Annotated in this window: 20 protein-coding genes and 1 tRNA gene; 13 read left to right on the top strand and 8 right to left on the bottom strand. The window is 65.9% G+C overall.

The features are described from left to right. Positions 1-111: 111 nt before the first annotated feature. The 7 genes from IG54_RS0108545 to IG54_RS39155 all read left to right on the top strand — a co-directional run bounded on the left by IG54_RS0108545 (position 112) and on the right by IG54_RS39155 (position 8,092). Positions 112-816, top strand: coding sequence for a hypothetical protein (locus IG54_RS0108545; protein WP_234336065.1), 705 nt, complete (start codon positions 112-114; stop codon positions 814-816). A gap of 154 nt (positions 817-970) precedes the next feature. Continuing rightward, entirely contained in the window at positions 971-1,327 is a 357-nt protein-coding gene (locus IG54_RS43730) for an HNH endonuclease signature motif containing protein (protein WP_078593863.1), read from the top strand. Further along, positions 1,320-1,595 carry a hypothetical protein gene (locus tag IG54_RS0108530; RefSeq protein ID WP_030779306.1) on the top strand — a complete coding sequence of 92 codons (276 nt, stop codon included), beginning with the start codon at positions 1,320-1,322 and terminating at the stop codon, positions 1,593-1,595. The genes IG54_RS43730 and IG54_RS0108530 overlap by 8 nt, the downstream gene beginning before the upstream one ends. A gap of 242 nt (positions 1,596-1,837) precedes the next feature. After that, positions 1,838-2,380 (top strand): hypothetical protein, encoded by a 543-nt coding sequence (locus IG54_RS41945; protein ID WP_158708843.1) that lies wholly within the window; start codon positions 1,838-1,840, stop codon positions 2,378-2,380. Between the two features lie 137 nt (positions 2,381-2,517). Continuing rightward, complete coding sequence (locus tag IG54_RS0108515; protein WP_030779296.1) at positions 2,518-4,947, top strand: phage/plasmid primase, P4 family; 2,430 nt, start codon at positions 2,518-2,520, stop codon at positions 4,945-4,947. Between the two features lie 73 nt (positions 4,948-5,020). Next, positions 5,021-6,874 (top strand): DNA polymerase, encoded by a 1,854-nt coding sequence (locus IG54_RS0108510; RefSeq protein ID WP_030779293.1) that lies wholly within the window; start codon positions 5,021-5,023, stop codon positions 6,872-6,874. A 393-nt stretch (positions 6,875-7,267) separates the two neighbouring features. Continuing rightward, on the top strand, positions 7,268-8,092 hold the full coding sequence (locus tag IG54_RS39155; RefSeq protein ID WP_030779290.1) for a sigma factor: 825 nt from the start codon (positions 7,268-7,270) through the stop codon (positions 8,090-8,092). A gap of 160 nt (positions 8,093-8,252) precedes the next feature. Here IG54_RS39155 and IG54_RS0108500 read toward each other — a convergent pair whose 3' ends face one another. The 3 genes from IG54_RS0108500 to IG54_RS0108490 all read right to left on the bottom strand — a co-directional run bounded on the left by IG54_RS0108500 (position 8,253) and on the right by IG54_RS0108490 (position 11,181). Continuing rightward, the gene (locus IG54_RS0108500; protein ID WP_158708842.1) at positions 8,253-9,143 is read right to left on the bottom strand and encodes a hypothetical protein; all 891 of its coding nucleotides are present in this window, start codon (positions 9,141-9,143) and stop codon (positions 8,253-8,255) included. Positions 9,144-10,150: 1,007 nt separating this feature from the next. Beyond that, the gene (locus IG54_RS0108495; protein WP_030779284.1) at positions 10,151-10,360 is read right to left on the bottom strand and encodes a DUF397 domain-containing protein; all 210 of its coding nucleotides are present in this window, start codon (positions 10,358-10,360) and stop codon (positions 10,151-10,153) included. Next, a complete protein-coding gene (locus IG54_RS0108490; RefSeq protein ID WP_030779281.1) occupies positions 10,357-11,181 on the bottom strand; it encodes a helix-turn-helix domain-containing protein in 825 nt (274 codons plus the stop codon). Before IG54_RS0108490 ends, IG54_RS0108495 begins: the two co-directional genes overlap by 4 nt. A gap of 318 nt (positions 11,182-11,499) precedes the next feature. Here IG54_RS0108490 and IG54_RS0108480 point away from each other — a divergent pair, with 318 nt between their 5' ends. The 4 genes from IG54_RS0108480 to IG54_RS41935 all read left to right on the top strand — a co-directional run bounded on the left by IG54_RS0108480 (position 11,500) and on the right by IG54_RS41935 (position 13,567). Then, the gene (locus IG54_RS0108480; RefSeq protein WP_030779274.1) at positions 11,500-11,682 is read left to right on the top strand and encodes a hypothetical protein; all 183 of its coding nucleotides are present in this window, start codon (positions 11,500-11,502) and stop codon (positions 11,680-11,682) included. Between the two features lie 738 nt (positions 11,683-12,420). Continuing rightward, a tRNA-OTHER gene (locus IG54_RS0108470) sits at positions 12,421-12,511 on the top strand. A gap of 119 nt (positions 12,512-12,630) precedes the next feature. Further along, positions 12,631-12,789, top strand: a complete 159-nt coding sequence (locus IG54_RS41940) for a hypothetical protein (protein ID WP_158708841.1) — start codon at positions 12,631-12,633, stop codon at positions 12,787-12,789. Between the two features lie 385 nt (positions 12,790-13,174). Then, entirely contained in the window at positions 13,175-13,567 is a 393-nt protein-coding gene (locus IG54_RS41935; protein WP_158708840.1) for a hypothetical protein, read from the top strand. Between the two features lie 94 nt (positions 13,568-13,661). Here IG54_RS41935 and IG54_RS0108455 read toward each other — a convergent pair whose 3' ends face one another. After that, positions 13,662-13,904 carry an SCO4848 family membrane protein gene (locus tag IG54_RS0108455; RefSeq protein WP_030779267.1) on the bottom strand — a complete coding sequence of 81 codons (243 nt, stop codon included), beginning with the start codon at positions 13,902-13,904 and terminating at the stop codon, positions 13,662-13,664. A gap of 40 nt (positions 13,905-13,944) precedes the next feature. On the opposite strand from IG54_RS0108455, the gene IG54_RS42855 reads away from it, so the two are divergent. Together IG54_RS42855 and IG54_RS0108445 are read left to right on the top strand one after the other, a co-directional pair. Beyond that, positions 13,945-14,178 (top strand): SCO4848 family membrane protein, encoded by a 234-nt coding sequence (locus IG54_RS42855; protein WP_051819375.1) that lies wholly within the window; start codon positions 13,945-13,947, stop codon positions 14,176-14,178. A 2-nt stretch (positions 14,179-14,180) separates the two neighbouring features. Beyond that, entirely contained in the window at positions 14,181-15,410 is a 1,230-nt protein-coding gene (locus IG54_RS0108445; protein ID WP_030779262.1) for a metallophosphoesterase, read from the top strand. A gap of 22 nt (positions 15,411-15,432) precedes the next feature. Here IG54_RS0108445 and IG54_RS0108440 read toward each other — a convergent pair whose 3' ends face one another. The 4 genes from IG54_RS0108440 to IG54_RS0108425 all read right to left on the bottom strand — a co-directional run bounded on the left by IG54_RS0108440 (position 15,433) and on the right by IG54_RS0108425 (position 19,080). Then, complete coding sequence (locus IG54_RS0108440) at positions 15,433-15,882, bottom strand: VOC family protein (protein ID WP_051819360.1); 450 nt, start codon at positions 15,880-15,882, stop codon at positions 15,433-15,435. 162 nt (positions 15,883-16,044) lie between these two features. Further along, positions 16,045-16,815, bottom strand: coding sequence for a succinate dehydrogenase iron-sulfur subunit (locus tag IG54_RS0108435; protein WP_030779256.1), 771 nt, complete (start codon positions 16,813-16,815; stop codon positions 16,045-16,047). Then, entirely contained in the window at positions 16,815-18,569 is a 1,755-nt protein-coding gene (sdhA, locus tag IG54_RS0108430; protein WP_030779253.1) for a succinate dehydrogenase flavoprotein subunit, read from the bottom strand. The genes IG54_RS0108435 and sdhA overlap by 1 nt, the downstream gene beginning before the upstream one ends. A 16-nt stretch (positions 18,570-18,585) precedes the next feature. After that, positions 18,586-19,080 carry a succinate dehydrogenase hydrophobic membrane anchor subunit gene (locus IG54_RS0108425; RefSeq protein ID WP_030779250.1) on the bottom strand — a complete coding sequence of 165 codons (495 nt, stop codon included), beginning with the start codon at positions 19,078-19,080 and terminating at the stop codon, positions 18,586-18,588. Positions 19,081-19,087 lie beyond the last annotated feature (7 nt).

The following is a 19,087-nucleotide window of genomic DNA, read 5'->3' as shown; positions in this document are numbered from 1 at the left end:
AGGGGCGGACGGGGGACGGAGAGCAGTGCACCACGTGGCGCACTGCTCAGATGCCTCCCCCGCTCGCCCCTCTTCAAGCTGACTTGAGGAGAAGCCCGAATGGCTAACCGCATGACCATCTTCGCGACCGATCCGAACGCGAAGCCGAAGCCGCGCCAGACCTTTACCGACGACACCGTGGGCCGTCTTCACTCCGGCCGCTCCGTGGACGGCGTTCCGGAAGTACTCACTGAGTGGCGGATCTCCACGGGTGACCCCGTGGTTGCCCAGTCCGTGGCCCAGCTCTTCGGCGGAGAGCCGATAGAGACGGACAGCACGGGGGAGTTCTTCATCGACGTGTTCACGGACCGCAAGAGCATCCCCGTAGTCCTGGACGGCCCGGACGCCATCTACGCGGACATGAAGCTCTGGAATCGCTCCAAGCTGGTCCATCACTGTGACGGCTCAGTCTTCCTGTCGCCCGAGGAGAAGGCAGGCAAGCACTGTGGCTGCCCGGACCTCTTCGCGGAGCGCAAGGAAGCGGCCAAGGATCTTCTTGGCCCGTCGCCTTCTATCACCATCACGTTCAGGCTGGCGGATGATCCGGAGCTTGGTGTCTTCAAGTTCCAGTCCGGGAGCTGGACCCTTGCCAGCGTGCTTCACGAGTATGAGAACGACCTTGAGGCCGTGGACGGCCCGGCGCTCGCTGAGCTGGTTCTTGAGCTGGTGGAGTACACCGTCAAGAAGGGCCCCAACAAGGGCCGCGCCGTCTCCTACGTCAAGCCAGTCGTCAAGGTCATCAAGGCATACGACGACGCCATTGCAGATGAGCGCTGAGCCATGGCGCGTACGGCATACGCGGACGGTGCGCTCTTCCGGACGTGGCTCCGAGACCAGTCAGACGACGTAATCCGTTCGCCCCTGTGGGAGTGGGCGCCCGCTGAACGCAAGCCGCTGATCAGCGAACGGCGTCGACGCTTCGGCGTTGACGATGACGAAGGGCTTGCCGATGTGGGATGACTACGACCGGCGGGCCCTTGAACGCCTCATGGCCAAGTGCGTTGAGGACGAAGCCGGTTGCTGGGTCTGGAAGGGATCAGCACCTGGCGGACAGAACCGGCGCACGGGGGGCGCTAAGCGCTACGGGGACATCAGTTACCGGGGCCGACAGGTGGTCGTCCACCGCCTTGCCTACACGCTCATGGTGGACGACATACCCGAAGGTCTACAGCTAGACCACCTGTGCCAGAACACTCTCTGCGTGAACCCCGGACACCTTGAACCCGTCACCGCATCGGAGAACATCCGGCGCGCCGTAGCTGCCAGGAATGGGGGCGCGCATGGCTAAGAGGGGCGTAGTAACCGACTACGCCGGAGAGGAGCTGTACCGAGGTGACCTGATCAACTACGCCACCCGGCAAGGCAACAGGGTCCGGCTTTCTGACGCTCTGATCCTTGACGTAACCGCCGTCCTGGTGGATGGGCGACTAAGGCCGATGCTCAGGATTCAGCCGACTGGGACCGAATCCGGCTTCGCCAAACGCCGGAGCATGCGGCCGGAGTGGATCAGCGCCGAACACGCGCGGCTCATCATGGCCGACGCCACCGGCAAGTAAACGCAAACTCCAGGGCCGGACGGAATCCCATTGCGGGGCCGCCCGGCCCTTTCGCGTACCAGTGCACCACGTGGTGCACTGCCGAAGGGGAAGCATGCACAAGTACATAACGGCTGACGCGGCCCCGGCTCTGGGGGACGTGCGGCAGATGGGTGCCGGGGATGTGGTGTGGCTGGCACCGGGCGCACCTGGGCGGGAGGACTGGGGGCGCTGCGTGAATGCCCTCGCCCACGCTGTCCGGCGTGGCGCTGACGCCCGATGGGTGCGGCCCCGTGCCTAATCCGAACAAGGCCAAGGGGACCCAATGGGAGAGCGACGTTCGGAACCACCTGAACGCCGCGCTAGGGCTGGTTGATGAGGCCGGAAGATTCCTGGACCCCTTCGACCCATGCAATGTCCGCAGACCGGCGCAGGAAGGTGCGGCAGATGTAGGCGACGTGCATGCGGTGCCCTTCGTCCTGGAGTGCAAGAACGTGCGGAGTCCGGCCGTGCCAACGTTCCTGCGGCAAGCGGAAGTTGAGGCTAGGAACGCGGGCTTCCCGTACGGCGTGGCCGTGGTCAAGGTGCACCGTCAGAGCGTTCAGCGAGGCAAGGTCCATTTCAGCGTGCGCACCTGGACCAGGGTACGGCTGACTCTCGCGCTCGCGGCGCCGGAGTTCGCGAAGAGATACAGCTTTACGCCCTCGCTCCGGGGGTTGGATACGCGGAAGTGGTACATGACCACGGACCTTGAACGTTTCCGGCTACTCCTTGCCGACGTGCGTACCGCTCGTCACACAGCGTGAGTACCGCGGAAATGCCGGCATCGGGGTGATGCGGGTTAAAACGGACATGCTGGGCTCTGTTCGGTGCACGCTCAGTGACGGGTCCCACTGGCAACCCTTGCGCTCCCCCTAGGGGTGATCAAGGGAGCTGATTACCGATGATGTTCACTGATGTACTCGCCCACTTTGCGGACGTGACCGAAGAGGCGGACGGATACCTTGCCCTGTGCCCAGCACACGGGGACAGCCGTCCGTCTCTGCGGATCTGGCGTGGCGACGACGGCAAGGTACGGCTGTCCTGCCGTGCTGGCTGCCCCAATGAGGACGTGGTCAAGGCCGCTGGCCTCACCTGGTCCCACCTGTTCGACACGACCGGCCCAGGGATTACGGCCCCGCGTGAGCGCCCCGCCCTGGTGGGTGCTGGCCCAACTGCCGCGCTGGCCCAGTACGTTGACCGCGCGTCGTCATGGCTGCACGACTCCACGTCGCAGGTAGGCGCCCAGGCACTCGCCTACGTGGCCCGTCGCTTTGGCGTTGACCAGGAGCTAGCCGAAGAACTGCGGCTTGGCGCCGACGACGGGCACAGCGTGCCCAACTTCCCCTACCGCTCAAGGGCGTTCACCCGGTTCCCCCGGCTGGCCGTTCCGCTCATGGACTTCAACGGCGTAGCCCGTGGCTTGCAAGGGCGGGACCTGAGCGGAGGTTGCCCAGGGCGCTGGGTCTCGCTCCGCAACCCCAGGGCTCAGCGCTGGGCCCCGTACGGCGTCTTCCGGGGGCAGGGCGGCTATGGGGTAACCATCGTCTCTGAGGGGCCCGGAGACGGCCTCACAGCCGTGGCCGTCGGCTATGACGCCGTAGTCATCCGTGGGGCCGCTCTTGCTGGGAGCCCGGAGCTTCTTGAGGAGCTGGCCGAAGGGCTCAAGGGAACCCAGGTGATCGCTGCCGGGGACAACGACGCGGCAGGGCAACGTTTCAACCGGCGGCTTGCTGATGGGCTCAAGGCGCATGGCGTCATGGTCTATGCCCTGGGTATTCCACAGGCTGGGGATGATCTGACGGACTGGCGTGACAGGGACCCACACACCTTCCCCGCTGCGCTGCATGACGCCGTGTCAGCGGCGCGGCCGGTCCAGGACGACGAGACGGCACAGGCGGAAGCCGTCTCCGCTGAGCTGACCAGCCGGACCGGCGCCGACGTGGTCAGCCGGGACCAGGGCAGCGAAGCCGCGCGCATCCTTGCCGGGCTCATAGGCCGCTACGGCGAGAGCGACGCCATGAACGCGCACGCGCTCTACGCATGGTCAGACGGTCGGATCAAGTACGCGCCGGGGCTGGGCTACTACGTGTGGAACGGGTCCGTGTGGGAGTGCTCTGAGGTCAAGGTCCGTCAGGAGATCCACCGCATGGGTGCCGCTCTGGTGCTGGCTGGCGAGACCCAGAAGGCCCGGGGCTTCACGATGACCACCCGTATTGACGCCCTCATGAAGGAACTCCGCAGCGTCCCGCATGTCCACATGGATCTCTCCGCATTCGACAACCGGCCGGAACTCCTGTCCTTCCGCAACGGAACCGTCGACCTCCGCACGGGCCAGCTCCGGCCGCACGACAAGGCCGACATGATCACGTACCGCCTGGATATCGACTACCGCCCGGAAGCCGAATGCCCGCGCTGGGTGCGCTTCCTTGAGGAGATCTTCCCCGGGAACCCGGAGCTTCCCGACTACATGCGGCGACTGGTTGGCTACGCCATAACCGGCCACACGTCGGAGCAGTGCTTCGCCGTGCTCTGGGGAAAGGGGGCGAACGGGAAATCGGTATTCACCGACGTACTGACGGACGTGTTCCGGGCCATCTCCAGGACAACCCCCTTCGCCACCTTCGAAGAGAAGCCGTCCGGCGGAATCCCCAATGACATTGCGGCACTTCGAGGCGCCCGCCTGGTCATGGCCTCAGAGGGCGAGTCCGGCAAGCCCATGTCGGAGGGAATCCTTAAGCGGGTCACTGGCAAGGATGAAGTGGCCGCACGGTTCCTGCAAAAGGAGTTCTTCACCTTCAAGCCCGTCTTCCTTCTCTTCCTTGCCACCAATCACAAGCCCCGGTTCCGGGGTCAGGATGAGGGACTTTGGCGCCGGGTCCGGCTGGTCCCGTTCGCGCGCTGGTTCGCGCCGGAGGAGCGGGATCACACTCTTGACGCCAAGCTTCTGAGTGAAGCGGAGGGCATTGCCGCGTGGGCCGTGCGCGGAGCCATGGAGTGGCACCGTGATGGCCTCAAGGACCCCGCCGTCATCACCCGCGCCAGCAAGGAGTACCGGGCGACCAGTGACGCGCTGGCGGGCTTCTTCCCGGGCGTCCTTGAGCGGTGCGGGGAAGAGCACGTCATGAGCGGCAACGAGATCTTCAGCGCGTACCTGGACTGGTGTGAGGAAGAGAACCTTCCCCAGCGGGAGCGCTGGACGCGGCGGACGTTCTACGGCGCCCTTGAGGAACGGGGCGTCACCCGTGTCATAAAGCGCTCTGGCGTCGCCCTAGCCGGTATCCGGCTGGCCGACACGGACACCCATGCAGGGCCCGGCATCTTCGCCAAGTAGCCCGTGTAGCACACCAGTTGAGAGCAGTGCACCACATGGTGCACTGCTCTCTTTGCGTTGGGAGGGGAAGCAAGTGCTGACCTATCGGCACGTCATAGCCGGTGACTTGGTACGCATCCATGTGCCTGCCACTCCGGAGGAGCTAGACGACTTCATTGACTGGGCGCGCGAAGCGCATCGACGCGGCCCCATCGCGCTGGACACGGAGACCAGCGGCTTGCAGATTTTTTCGCGCGGTTACCAGCTCCGAACGGTCCAGTTCGGTGACGCTCATGATGCATGGGTAATCCACTGGGAGCGCGGCGGCCACTTCCGCCGTGCCGCGCTGCATGTGCTCCATAGGGCCGGGCAATTTCTGGTCCACAACGCGCCCTTTGACTGGCTGGTCCTGGGTGAGCACACGGGCATATCCGTGGAGGAGCTGGCCCCGCGCACACGGGACACTCGCGTACTGGCTGTACTCCTGGACCCCCGCCAACCCCAGGAAGGAGGACTAGGGGCCAAGCTCAAACCCCTGGCGGCGCACTACGTGGACCCCGCCGCCCCGGACACTCAGGACGGACTGACGCGGGTTTTCAACTCGCTGGGGCTGACGAAGGAAAACGGCTTCGCCCGCATTGACTTGCATCACCCCACCTACAACTTGTACGCCGGTCTGGACTGCATTCTCACGGCACGGCTGTACCCCCGCCTGATGGCTGAGCTTGAGCGGCGGCAAGTGCGGCGTGAACTGGTGGAGTACGAACACCAGATATCGCGCCTGTGTGCCCTCATGCAGCGCCGGGGGATGATCGTTGACCAGGAATACACGCGGGCGCTCGCTGACCGGCTGGCCGAAGAAGCGGGCCGGTACGGCGTGATGGCCGCCCGCTATGGCGTGGACAAGGTGGGCTCAGGGGCTCAGGTGGCCGAAGCACTGACAGCCATGGGAGAGACGCTTACACGGCGCACGAAGGGCGGCGCGCTCTCCACGGCGAAGGACGTTCTTCTACCCCTCGCAGACCTTGACCAGGACTGGCAGCGCATCGGAGCCCGGGACCCAAATCCGTTGGCTGACGCGGTGCTCCGTGCGAAGCGCGCTGAGAAGTGGGGCAAGACCTACGCAGAGGGCTTCCTGTCGAAGCTTTCTGCGGCGGGACGGATACACCCGTCCATATCGTCACTGGCCGCGCGGACAGGGCGCATGTCTGTCACAGACGGCTTGCACCAGCTCCCAAGCTCTGACCACGTCATCCGGCGCGCGATACTCGCCGAACCTGAACACGTCTGGGTTTCCACAGACTTTCAGGCCGTTGAAATGCGGGTACTGGCCGCGCTGGCGAACGTGCGCAAGATGGTGGACGGATTCCGCAATGGCGGGGACGACTTCGACATTCACATGTTCACGGCCCAGCTCATCAAAGGACCAGGGGCTACCCAGCACCACCGCAAGCGGTTCAAGGCTACTGGGCTAGGAAAGATCTACGGCGGCGGCGTGGCCACGCTGGCGCGTCAGACCGGAGCGACGGAGGCAGAGACCCGGCGCGCTGTCAGCGAGTACGAGCGGGCTTTCCCAGAGATCCGCCGGGCGTCGGCCCGCTGGCAGCGGGAAGCGCGGGCTACCGGCATGGTCACCGTGTCGGCTACGGGGCGGCTTATGCCGCTGGACCGGGACCGCATGTACGCGGTCGTGAACTACCAATGCCAGTCGGCTGCAAGGGACTTGCTGGGGCAAGCGATGCTCAACGCCGAATCGGCCGGAATCATGGAGTACTGCCGTCTGCCGATCCATGACGAACTACTTGCGTCCGTTCCGGCGCGGGAGGCCAAGGAGATTGCCCGCGAATTCGAGAAGGCGATGTCCATGGATCTGTTCGGCGTACCCATCGTGGCCACTGCCGACGTGGGCGGACGCTCCTGGGGCTCCCTCTACGGAGCCGACTTCTGAGCCGTGCACCACATGGTGCGCTGGTCCGTGACATGTCCGTTACCTGTCTCATCCCCAAGGAGGACTTGAGCGCTAAACGCGTACTGCCCACGGAGTGCACACGTACCGGCTAGGAGACGTTCCACAACCTTCCAAAAGACCAACGGTCTAACCCTGCATCAACGCCGTTGTGGCCGCCTGATTTCCGTCATTAGGTAGGCGCCACGCCGACGGCGAAGGCAATGCGCAAGCCCCGTCCGAAGCGTCCCGGACGGGGCTTTGTCGTGCCCCTGCATGTCCAGACGCTCAGGCCCATAACGGGCCTACAAGTCTTGCGCGCGCTCCGCCCTGTTCCGGGCAACCCTTGCGCTCCCCACGGGAGTGCAACCGGCCCAGGAACACGCGGAGCACTCCTTGATTTCTCTCAGCGAAGCCCAGCTCTCTGCCGCCAAGACCAACGACTTGAACGCCGTAACGGCTGTCGTTCAGGCCACGGAAGAGCGCATACAGCAACTCGCGTGGAAGTACGCAACCGGCAGCGGGCGCACCGACCCCAGTCTGACCGAAGACCTTGCCCAGATCGGCCGAATAGCCGTCTGGGAGTGCCTGGGCCGCTTCAACGGCCACACCGTGGCGGAGTTCTTCGCCTACGTGGACCGGACGCTCAAGGGCGTCATGAGCGACACCCGCAAGGAACAGACCCGGCAGGGCGTATCCCGCTCCGTGGCGGCTGCCTTCGAAGCCGCCCTGTCCATGGCCGACGGCAACCCCTACGAAGCCGAACACCTGGTGACTGACCCGGCTGCCATGGGGGACCGGCGCCTGAGCCGTGACACCGCTTACGCGGCCCGGCTGAGCTGGCAGGGGATTGAGTGCCTTGACGCCCCTCTTGGGGACGGCGAGAGCGGCGAAACCCTCACACTGGCGGACCGGCTGGCAGCACAGGAGGAAGTCCCCGTTGACCTTCTTGAGCCGGGCGACTACGACCGGGACCGACGCAAGCGGACCAGCGTACGGGTGCGTCAGACCCTGGCGCGCATGAGCTGGGATCAAAGTACGGTCCTCATGGCACTGACCGGCATAGCGCCCGTCAGCTACTACGGCAGCGAACATGACGACCAGTTGGCCGCCGACCACGGCATAGCCAGGAACATGGTCCGGGTCACCCGCAGCAAGGCCAAAGACCGATTCGCTGAGATCTGGAACGCCGACGAAGCGAAGGGCGGGCAAGCTGCCTAGACACTGAACGGCCCCCGCTCCGGCGGGGGCTTTCGTGCGTCCGGAGCAGTGCACCACATGGTGCACTGCCCGTTTCACTGGGCGGTAGCGACTCAAGTCGCCGAATTGAATTGAATTGAGCCCCCGCCGTCAATGGCGGGGGCTTTTCTGTGCCCTCACGCTAGGAGTGCTGCCTTTCCCTGTTCTCGGCGTACCACATTGCCAGCTGAAATTCCGTCGACGTTCCAGTCAGCGAGTACAGGCGCCGCATGTCTCCGTACAACGTAGACGGGCTCAGTTCCAGCTCCGTAGCGATGGCTTTAAGGGACCACGCTTCGGATAGACGCTGAAGGATGCGCCAGTAGCGGGGGAGGAATGTACCCGTAACGCGGGCCTCCCCATTCCACGGCGTGGCGTGATCCCACTGCTGCTCGTAGATGTTAGTGAGCAACTTCACGAGACTGGGATGCGTAATCATCAGTCCGGGCTTGTCCTCCGGATTTCCGTCATGGTCGGCCACGAAGGCGATTCGCTCATCAACGATGATCATGCGCTCAAAGGGGGGAAGCGCCGTACGTATTTCCGCCCCTTCCTTGATCATTACTGCGGCGTATTCTTGCTCCGGCCGACGAGTCCGCGCGTTATCCAGATAGATGATTCGGATTGCCACCCCCCTCCGACGGATCAGCGGATCGATTTCCTTGGCTCGCTCAAGGGTTTCGGGAGGCCGGTCAAGAGGGTGTGACGTGTACATGGAAGACGTAGCCCCGGCTATCGCCTTGCCAAGCTCGTGTGACATGTCTGCCAGCCGGGGGAGTGACCGTATGCCCGAGACGGCTCCCGTGCTGGAAGCCGTGCGGATCTTGTCAGTAAGTGACTGCATGCCTTCAAGTCGGGCCAGTGCTTCGTTGATCTGCTCCCGCGCCTCATGGGTGAAGCTCAGTTCGGCAGTGCGTATATCGGCGGCAATGAAGCCGTCCAGATGGGTCCCCCAAGTCGCGAGGCGGTACCAAAGGAGTTCATCAAGACCGGGTTCATCCCGCTGGGCAATGTGCCCGTCGTGCAGGCGCAAGAGCAGGGCGTACGCCGTTGTCGAAATCGGTAGCCTAAATGACTCCTTGTCCGGGTTTGTCATAAGAAATAACCCCCAAAAAGATTCCAGATGTGATCTCTGCAACCGTAGGTTATTGCGCGCTTTAACTGAAGCGGGGAGGCTACAGAGAGTCATGAAGCGCATATGCAGTTGGCAACGCGCTCTTGAGGAAGTGCACTGTGGGCCGGTTGGGAGTACCTATCTAAGGAGAGATGCACATGCGTAAGTGGTCACACATAGTTGGAAAGGCTGTCGCCCTTCTCGTTGGCGGCATGGTCCTCACCCTGGGCGGAGCCAGTGCGGCAGGGGCAGACAGCCAATGGGCGACGGCTGACAGGTCGGCTGAGTCCAGCGTGTCCGCACCGGCGGCACCTACCTCTACGGATAGCCAGTGGGGATAGTGTGTAACTGACGAACAGTCAGAGGCCGGGCGTCCACAAGGCCGCTCGGCCTCGGTAAGTGGGGGGCCTGAGCAGATGATGGAGTCACCGACAGCACGAATGGAAATTCAGTTCTACGTCCGCCGGGCGGGACGCTGGCAATGGCGATCGGCACCGGGCTTTCCCAGCGCTGACGATGAGCCGCACAGTGAGGCACAGCTCACACGGTCACTGGTCACGTACAGCACGATGGTTGCGCATCTGATCTCTGACCCGAAGGTGATCCGATTTCGGGTGCTGACCCGGCATGTTCCTACTGGCCACCTGATCGGGCACTACGAGTGGAAGCGTTCCGGTGAAAGCGGGCGCCTAATCCCGGCATGTGAGCCGTGGACACATTGGGCCGCGAAGCTGGCTCAGGCGGTGTGACAGAGCCCCACCAGGACACCGCGAATGCCCTGGTGGGGCTGTCCTCGCTCACGGTGTCAGATGCCCGCAGCGAATCGCAACAGCTCCACTAGACGCCCGCCGCCTGCACATGGCAGCGAAGAGCCCCGTTCCTCCTATGCGGAAGCGGCGAGGCTCAGGCCAGCGGAAGCGGGCGCGTCAGCCGTCGCACCGCGCGAAGCCCACAAAGGCCGTCCACGCAGCGGCAGGCACGGTAAGGATCGGGCCGCCGGGCTTCTTGCTGTCCCGGACCGGAACTTCACCTGTGGTCGCCGCGTACTCTGGCGCCCACTCGACGCACTGGCCGCCGTCGCCGCTGCTGTAGCTGGACTTGACCCACTGCAAGCGCCGGTCATCCGTGTTGCTCATCCTGCGTACTCCTTGATCGCTTCACGCAGCGCGCGAAGTGATTTTTCCGGGGACAGTGCGTCAGCGCGCAGACGCTCGTACCGGTCGGTGCCGGTCGCCACGACGGACGCTGAATCGATCACGCGCCCCAACCCCTGAGCCTCTGAGTACAGAACCGGGGCCGTGTCGCCGTCATCGAACGTCAGTAGCGTAAAGGCTTCTGCGGCAGGCGGAGCGCCTGAGTCATACGGCAGGACCTGGACCGTGACGTTGGGGGCCTGCGCTTCGGACAACAGGTGTTCCATCTGGCCCCGCATGACGGCTCGCCCGCCCACTTCCCGGCGTAGGCACGACTCATCCAACACCACCCATAGCATTGGCGGGTCTGGCCGTTCCATCACACTTCGACGCTGGAGTCGAAGTGCCACCTTCGCCTTGATCACGTCGTCTATGTCCCGTGGATGGGCGGCCCGGAAGAGCGCTTCCGCGTACTCCGGGGTTTGAAGAATGCCCATGACCAGGAACGGCGAGAAGTCGAGAACCTGTGCCGCCTTCTCCTCAAGGTTCAGGTAGGGGACGAACCACTCAGGGTGTCCATGCTGCGAGACCCGGACCAGCAACCTGCCGAAGAAGCCGGACGTGTTGAAGAACCGGTCGCAGCCTTCGGCGAAGGCTGGGGAAGGCAGAGCCTTGCCGTTCTTGACCTTGCTGACGTACGGCTCCTTGTAGCCCGTGAAGTCTGCCAACTCCCGTTGACTGGCCCCCTTGTGGGCCAGCGCCGCCCCTAGTTCTTGCCCGAACCACTCAAGGCCGTTGGCGGGCTCCGATGCACCTTCGATCACGTGTTCAACTCCCCTGACTTTCCAAATGCGTTGGAAACCCTCAGACACTGTTGAGCGTACGCGCGGAACCCCATGGTGGAACCCCGAAGTCCAGAAGGGACCACCAGCGGAAAGGGACCGGCGCCAGAACATGACCAGCGACACCACCAGGACCACCACCAGGACCACCACCAGCCCGCCAGACGACGTGACTGAACTGGTGGCTCACATAAGCGTCTTCGGCCCCTGGGCGCTTCTCGGCTGGCGCCCACGAGGCGGCTTCGTCCACCCCCATGAGGTGGATCTCAGGGCCGTGCAAGCCGGACTCAGGCGGCTGCTGTGACCGGTTCCCCCCAGGCGCCCGACCCCAACCGCGACGTGGACGAGCTGCACGCGCTCATTAAGGCGGGCGGGTTCTGGCGACTGGCCCCGGAGTGGGTACCGCACACCGGCTACGCACAGTCCGACCGGCAGTCGCTCAGCCATGTTGAGGACGGACTACGGAGGTTGCTCAACCCGTGACTACCGAGACCACGCCGCCGACTGCGCCGACCCTGCCCATGCCGAACCCGGAACCCGTTGCGCACCCCGATTGCCGCATCTGTTTCGCAGCGGATCGGGGCCGCACGGCAGCGCGGACACAGAAGGCAACCGGAGGGGTGGCCACGTTCAACGGAATCATCGCTGACCACCCACACTGCGCTCGCGACGCCAATCAGACGACCTAGGGAGAAGGCGTGAACATCCTCAAGAACATCCACTACGCCATGTCAGAGACGATTTTTGGCGGGCTTTGCATCGCGCTAGTGGCAGGTAGCTGCGGTCTTGTCCTCGGCGCCACTGCGCACAACTACTTCTAAACCAATCCCTGAAAGGCACAGGCATGCATTACGAGCCTGTCACCCGCTCTTATTGGGCGGATGGTGAGCGCGAAGAGGCCGAAGACAAGGCCACTGCCTTTGTCAATGCGTTCCGCCGACTCGGCATCGACTTTGACGACATCGAGCTTCAAGCGCCGTCAGCGTGCAAGGCCGTACCACCCGGCCCCGCCTGTTGCATTGTCGACAGGTACCGCCTCGCACTGGGGTGCCTGGAGCTGGACGACGCAGAGGGCATCGCGGAGAGGGTCAGCGGCCTTATGGACGAGCTAGCCGAGTACCGCGCAGCGGCGAAACGGAAGTCAGGCCGACGCCGACGCCGACGCCGACACTGAACCCCCGCTCCCTGCCGCTGTGTCGTCGCGGTGGGGAGCGGGACTCAGCCCCCGTAGCTCAGTGGTAGAGCGCGCCTGCTTGCGCAATTCGAACGGCCACAGCCAGGAAAGAGCCCGGTTCAATTCCGGGCGGGGGCACTGCTCCTTGGACGCGATCACCCAAGGAGTGATCAACCAGGCACCACAACCCCGTTCGGGTGATGCGCGGACGGGCGAGTACCGACCGAAGTACCGTCGACTAACAGGGAGTTCGGCACATGACCCAGCAGCAATGCCCGGGGTGCAACGGCACGGGCAAGATCCAGGTTCAGCGGCACCACAACATGGACGACAACCCCGGCGGAGTCGAGGTCGAAGAGCAGCAGTGCTCCGGGTGCAACGGCACCGGATGGATTGAGGGAGGCGACAGGGGCTAATGAGCGAACACAGTGGGCAAGGTGGCAACGTCTGTCAGGGGCCGCATTTGGCTTGTGACGGATGTTGCGGCGCGGGGCAGACGGACCAATCGACAATGGCCGTAGACCAGTACGGACAGGTTGTCTCGGCCGTATCGGCGCATCGTTGCCGCCACTGTGCGGGTCGGGGCTTCTACTGCAAGGCCACCCCGAAGTGCGACGCCCCACACAACGGTCAGACATTCATGATCCGACCCCGGCTCTTGCCTCCTGTGTAGCTTTTCCCCAGTCGGCCCCGTCCGTGTGCTGCCCCCGTGGTGCATGGGCGGGGCCTTCTGCATGCTCTCGTGTCGGCAACCGCGTGATAGGCATGCAAGGTCAACACGCGCTCAGATAAGGGGAGATAATGAAGCTCCATGCAACCGCCGTTGCAGCCGTCGCCGTCGCGCTCGCAGCACTGACGGCATGCGGGGGAGGGGACGACTCGAAGCCCAAGCCGAGCAAGAGCACAGAAGCTGCCCAGAAGCCCGCTGAGGGCTCCGGAGTGCCCACGCCGTCCGCCGCCCAGCGCGCTGCGCTGATACGCGCTCTCGGAGCTGTGGAGCCCGGTCTAGTGGAGAACGAGGAGCGGGCCGTCAGCCGGTCCCGCAGCGTGTGTCTGGACCTGAAGGAGAAGAAGCCCGCCGCCACGGTCCGGGCCAACGCAGAGGCCCGCTTCGAGGGTGGCACCGTGCCGACGCTGAGCGCGGACCAGGCGGCCCAGATTGTCATTGCGATCCGCTCGAATCTCTGCGGCTAAAGCAGGGGCGAAGCCCCGCTTATCGCTTCCCGAAGCGGGCGGGGCTTCTTGCTGCCGCGTAGGGTGCCCGCCATGGACCACAACCCAAACCGGTCTACGAGTCAGCGCGGCGGGATGCGCGAAGACCCCGGACGCCGATAGCGCCGATGATCGTTCCCAGAGCGAAGGAGACGGCGGCAAGCGTGAGGTGGACCCAGAAGTACGCCGTGGGGCGGCCATCGTCGAAGGCGAGCCCGCTGCCGTCCTTCCACAGGTTCTTGGTGAACATGACCCAGATCACCCAAGACCAGGCGCCGAAGGCGGTGAGGAACCAGGAGACGAGGCGGCTGAGCTTCATGGGCGCTTCCTTCGGGTACGGCTGGTTGCTGCCCTCAAGTATGTGTGTCGCCAGTGACCAGCGTGCCGCTGGGTTCGTGCTGGGTACTTGTCTCTGGATCACTTTCGTCAAGAACCTGTGGAAGGACGGCAGCGGGCTCGCCTTCGATGACGCGGGCGACCCGACCGGGTACTTCTGGGTGCACCTGACGCTCGCCGTTGTCTCCTTTGTCTTGGGGACGGTGGTAGGGACCATCGGGTTCCGTGGACTCCGCGCTCTGCGCCGTACGTCATAGTCATGGCCGTCCTCGCGGTCCTCGCAGGTCTCGCCGTCCTCGCGGCCTTCGCCGGTCTCCACTGGTACGTGTGGCGCCGCCTGGTGCGGGACACCACGGCCGGACCCGGCCTCGCCCGGCGCGCGGGCACGGTGCTCTTCGTCGTCGCCCCGCTGCTGATGTTCGCCGCGCTCGTGGCGGAGCGGGCGGGAGCGCCCTTCCTGCTCCAGCGGGTGCTCGCCTGGCCCGGCTTCCTCTGGCTGGCCCTCGCCCTGTACCTGCTGCTCGCGGTGCTCGTAGGGGAGTTGGCGCGCCCGCTGCTGCGGCGATGGGCGGAACGCACGCCTTCCGGGGACCCCGCGCCCGAGGCGCCGATGTCCGAGGCGCCCGTGTCCGAGGCGCCCGCCCCCGCGGAGTCCGCCCCCGCCCCCTCCCGCCGCCTCTTCGTCTCCCGCGTCGTCGGGGGCGCCGCCGCGGCCGCCGCCGTGGGGACCGTCGGCTACGGCACGTACGGCGTGCTCCGCGGGCCGCGCGTGAAGCGCGTCACCGTGCCGCTGGCCAAACTGCCGCGCGCGGCACACGGGTTCCGGATCGCCGTGGTCAGCGACATCCACCTCGGGCCGATCCTCGGGCGCGGCTTCACTCGGCGCGTGGTCGACACCATCAACGCCACCCAGCCCGATCTGATCGCCGTGGTCGGCGACTTGGTGGACGGCAGCGTCGAGGACCTCGGCCCGGCCGCCGCGCCCCTCGCGGGACTGCGGGCCCGGCACGGCGCGTACTTCGTGACGGGCAACCACGAGTACTTCTCCGGTGCGGAGCAGTGGGTCGACCACGTACGCGAACTCGGTCTGCGCCCGCTGCGCAACGCCCGTGCGGAACTGCCCTGGTTCGACCTCGCGGGCGTCGACGACGTGGCGGGCGAGGGCGAGGGCAAGGGCCCCGACTTCGCCAGGGCCCTCGGCGACCGGGACCGCTCACGGGCGTCCGTGCTCCTCGCGCACCAGCCGGTCGTCATCCACGACGCCGTCGAACACGGAGTGGACCTCCAGCTCTCGGGCCACACGCACGGCGGCCAGCTGTGGCCGGGCAACCTCGTGGCGGACCTCGCCAACCCGACCCTCGCGGGCCTGGAGCGGTACGGCGACACGCAGCTCTACGTGACGCGGGGCGCGGGCGCGTGGGGCCCGCCGGTGCGCGTGGGGGCGCCGTCGGACATCACGGTGGTGGAGCTGGCGTCACGACAGGCCTGAGCCCCGCCCGGCGCGGCCCCGCTCACGAACTGCGAGCCAGCTCCGGCCGCTTGAGGTAGTCCGCGAAGCCGATGACGTTGCCCCACGGGTCGGCGATCTCCACGGTCCACCCGGTGGCGACGGAGAACGGCTCGGCGAGCAGCACGACGCCCGCCTCCGCGAGGGCCCGCCCCTTGGCGCGGGCGTCCGGGACCTCCAGCCACACGCGGGGCGAGGGCCACGGCGGCGTACGCGGCACGATGCCGTCCTCCACGCGCAGCAGCACGCCCGGCGTCTCCTTGCCCACCTTCAGGATGGCGAGGCCGATCTCGTCGAGCCGGAACGAGACGGGGAACCCGGCCCGCTCGTAGAACGCGACTGCCTCGCCCAGGTCGCCGACGGGGAACAGGACGTTGTCGAAGCCGAGCAGTTCCGCGGAGGGGTCGGCGGTGAGCTGGTCAACGGACAGGCCGACCGACTGGTTGTCTGACATTCCGTCAGCGTAGGGCGGGTCGCGCGGCACGCGCGCAGGCGCGCGAGAACGGCGCCGCGAGCGCCCTCGTTCAGCGGATGCGGCGGAGGGTGGCGTACGCACATGGGCCCCGCTCCTCGGAAGGAGCGGGGCCCAGTGACGTACAGGCGTGACCAGGGACGGTCAGAAGCGACGCGTGATCAGCGCGCGCTTGACCTCCTGGATCGCCTTCGTGACCTCGATGCCACGCGGGCACGCGTCCGTGCAGTTGAACGTCGTGCGGCAACGCCACACGCCGTCCTTGTCGTTCAGGATCTCCAGGCGCTGCTCGCCCGCCTCGTCACGCGAGTCGAAGATGAAGCGGTGCGCGTTGACGATCGCGGCCGGGCCGAAGTACTGGCCGTCGTTCCAGAACACCGGGCACGAGGACGTGCACGCGGCGCACAGGATGCACTTCGTCGTGTCGTCGAAGCGCTCGCGGTCCTCGGCGGACTGGTAGCGCTCGCGCGTGGGCTCGTTGCCCTTGGTCACGAGGAACGGCATCACGTCGCGGTACGCCTGGAAGAACGGGTCCATGTCGACGACCAGGTCCTTCAGGACCGTCAGACCCTTGATCGGCTCGACCGTGATCGGCTTGGCCGGGTTGATGTCCTTGATCAGGGTCTTGCAGGCCAGCCGGTTCTTGCCGTTGATCCGCATGGCGTCCGAGCCGCAGATGCCGTGCGCGCAGGAGCGGCGGAACGTCAGCGTGCCGTCCATGTCCCACTTGACCTTGTGGAGGGCGTCGAGGACGCGCTCCTTCGGGTCGATCTCCAGCTGGAAGTCCTGCCACGTGGCGTCCGCCGAGACCTCGGGGTTGAAGCGGCGCACGCGCAGGGTGATCGTGATGTACGGGGAGTCGGCGAAGCCCGCCTCGGGCTTGGCGTCTTCCTTGTCGAGGGTCGGGGTTGCCATCAGTACTTACGCTCCATCGGCTGGTAGCGGGTCTGGACGACCGGCTTGTAGTCGAGACGGATCGTCTCCGTGCCGTCGTCGCCGACCTCGCGGTACGCCATGGTGTGGCGCATGAAGTTGACGTCGTCGCGGTTCGGGAAGTCCTCGCGGTAGTGACCGCCGCGGGATTCCTTGCGGGCGAGCGCGGACTGCGCCATGACCTCGGCCAGGTCGAGCAGGTTGCCCAGCTCGATGGCCTCCAGGAGGTCGGTGTTGAACCGCTTGCCCTTGTCCTGGATCGAGACGTTCCGGTAGCGCTCGCGCAGCTCCGCGATCTTCTCGACCGCCGTCTTGATGGTCTGCTCCGTGCGGAACACCATGACGTTGGCGTCCATGGTCTCCTGGAGTTCCCTGCGCAGCTCGGCGACCCGCTCATTGCCCGTGGCGTCGCGCAGCTGCTCGACGAGGCCGACGACCAGTTCCTCCGGGTTCTCGGGAAGCTCGACGTAGTCGTTCTTCGCGGAGTACTCGGCGGCGGCGATGCCCGCGCGCTTGCCGAAGACGTTGATGTCCAGGAGCGAGTTCGTGCCGAGGCGGTTGGCGCCGTGGACCGACACGCAGGCCACCTCGCCGGCGGCGTACAGGCCGGGAACGACCGTGGTGTTGTCCGCGAGGACCTCACCCTCGACGTTCGTCGGGATGCCGCCCATGGCGTAGTGCGCGGTCGGCTGGATCGGGATCGGGTCCGTGTAGGGCTCGATGCCGAGGTAGGTGCGCGCGAACTCCGTGATGTCCGGGAGCTTCGCGTCCAGCTGCTCCGGCGGGAGGTGCGTGAGGTCGAGGTAGACGTGGTCGCCCTCGGGACCGCAGCCGCGGCCCTCACGGATCTCCGTGTAGATGGAGCGGGACACGACGTCACGGGACGCGAGGTCCTTCATGACCGGCGCGTACTTCTCCATGAAGCGCTCGCCGTCCTTGTTGCGCAGGATGCCGCCCTCACCGCGGGCGCCCTCGGTGAGCAGGATGCCCATGCGCCAGATGCCGGTCGGGTGGAACTGGAAGAACTCCATGTCCTCCAGCGGGATCCCGCGCCGGTAGCAGGCCGCCTGGCCGTCGCCGGTGAGCGTGTGCGCGTTCGACGTCACCTTGAAGAACTTGCCGGTGCCGCCGGACGCGTAGATCACGGCCTTGGCCTGGAAGATGTGGATCTCGCCGGTGGCCAGCTCGTACGCGACGACGCCCGCGCTCTTCTTGACCCCGTCCACCTCGACGATGATCTGGTCGAGGACGTAGAACTCGTTGAAGAACTCCACACCCTCCTTGACGCAGTTCTGGTACAGCGTCTGGAGGATCATGTGGCCGGTGCGGTCGGCCGCGTAGCAGGACCGGCGCACGGCGGCCTCGCCGTGGTTGCGGGTGTGCCCGCCGAAGCGCCGCTGGTCGATGGTGCCGTCCGGCGTGCGGTTGAACGGCAGGCCCATCTTCTCTAGGTCGAGGACCGCGTCGATGGCCTCCTTCGCCAGGATCTCGGCGGCGTCCTGGTCGACCAGGTAGTCGCCGCCCTTGACCGTGTCGAAGGTGTGCCACTCCCAGTTGTCCTCCTCCACGTTGGCGAGCGCGGCGGCCATGCCGCCCTGCGCGGCGCCCGTGTGGGAGCGGGTGGGGTACAGCTTGGTGAGCACGGCGGTGCGGCTGCGCTTCGTCGCCTCGATGGCGGCGCGCATGCCGGCGCCGCCCGCGCCGACGATGACGGTGTCGTACTTGTGAATCTTCACTGGGGTCGCCTCGGCTTTAGCGGATGTTCGGGTCGAAGGTGAAGATCACCAGCGTGCCCAGAAGGATGGTGAACACCGTGGCGGTGTACAGCAGGCCCTTGAGCCACAGACGCGTGTTCGGGCGCTCGGCGTAGTCGTTGATGACCGTGCGCAGGCCGTTGGCGCCGTGCAGCATCGCGAGCCACAGCATCAGCAGGTCCCAGACCTGCCAGAACGGCGAGGCCCAGCGGCCCGCGACGAACGCGAAGCCGATCTTCGAGACGCCGCCGTCGAGCACCAGCTGGATCAGCAGGTGGCCGAGGACGAGGACGACCAGGACGACACCGGACAGGCGCATGAACAGCCATGCGGCCATCTCGAAGTTGCCGCGGGTCGAGCGCGGGGTCTTGGAGGTGCGCTTGCGCGGCGCCTCGATGACGGGGGCCGGGTGGTCCACGTCGTAGAGCGAGGCGCCCTCGACGGGGCCCACGCCGGACGTGCCGGACTTCTCAAGCGTGGTGTCAGCAGACATGTCTGGC

Origin of the sequence: Streptomyces sp. NRRL S-920 (genome assembly GCF_000717945.1) — a bacterium.
Taxonomy (GTDB): domain Bacteria; phylum Actinomycetota; class Actinomycetes; order Streptomycetales; family Streptomycetaceae; genus Streptomyces; species Streptomyces alboniger.
Note: the sequence above shows the minus strand (reverse complement) of the source record. Positions and strands in the feature narration are given on the sequence as shown.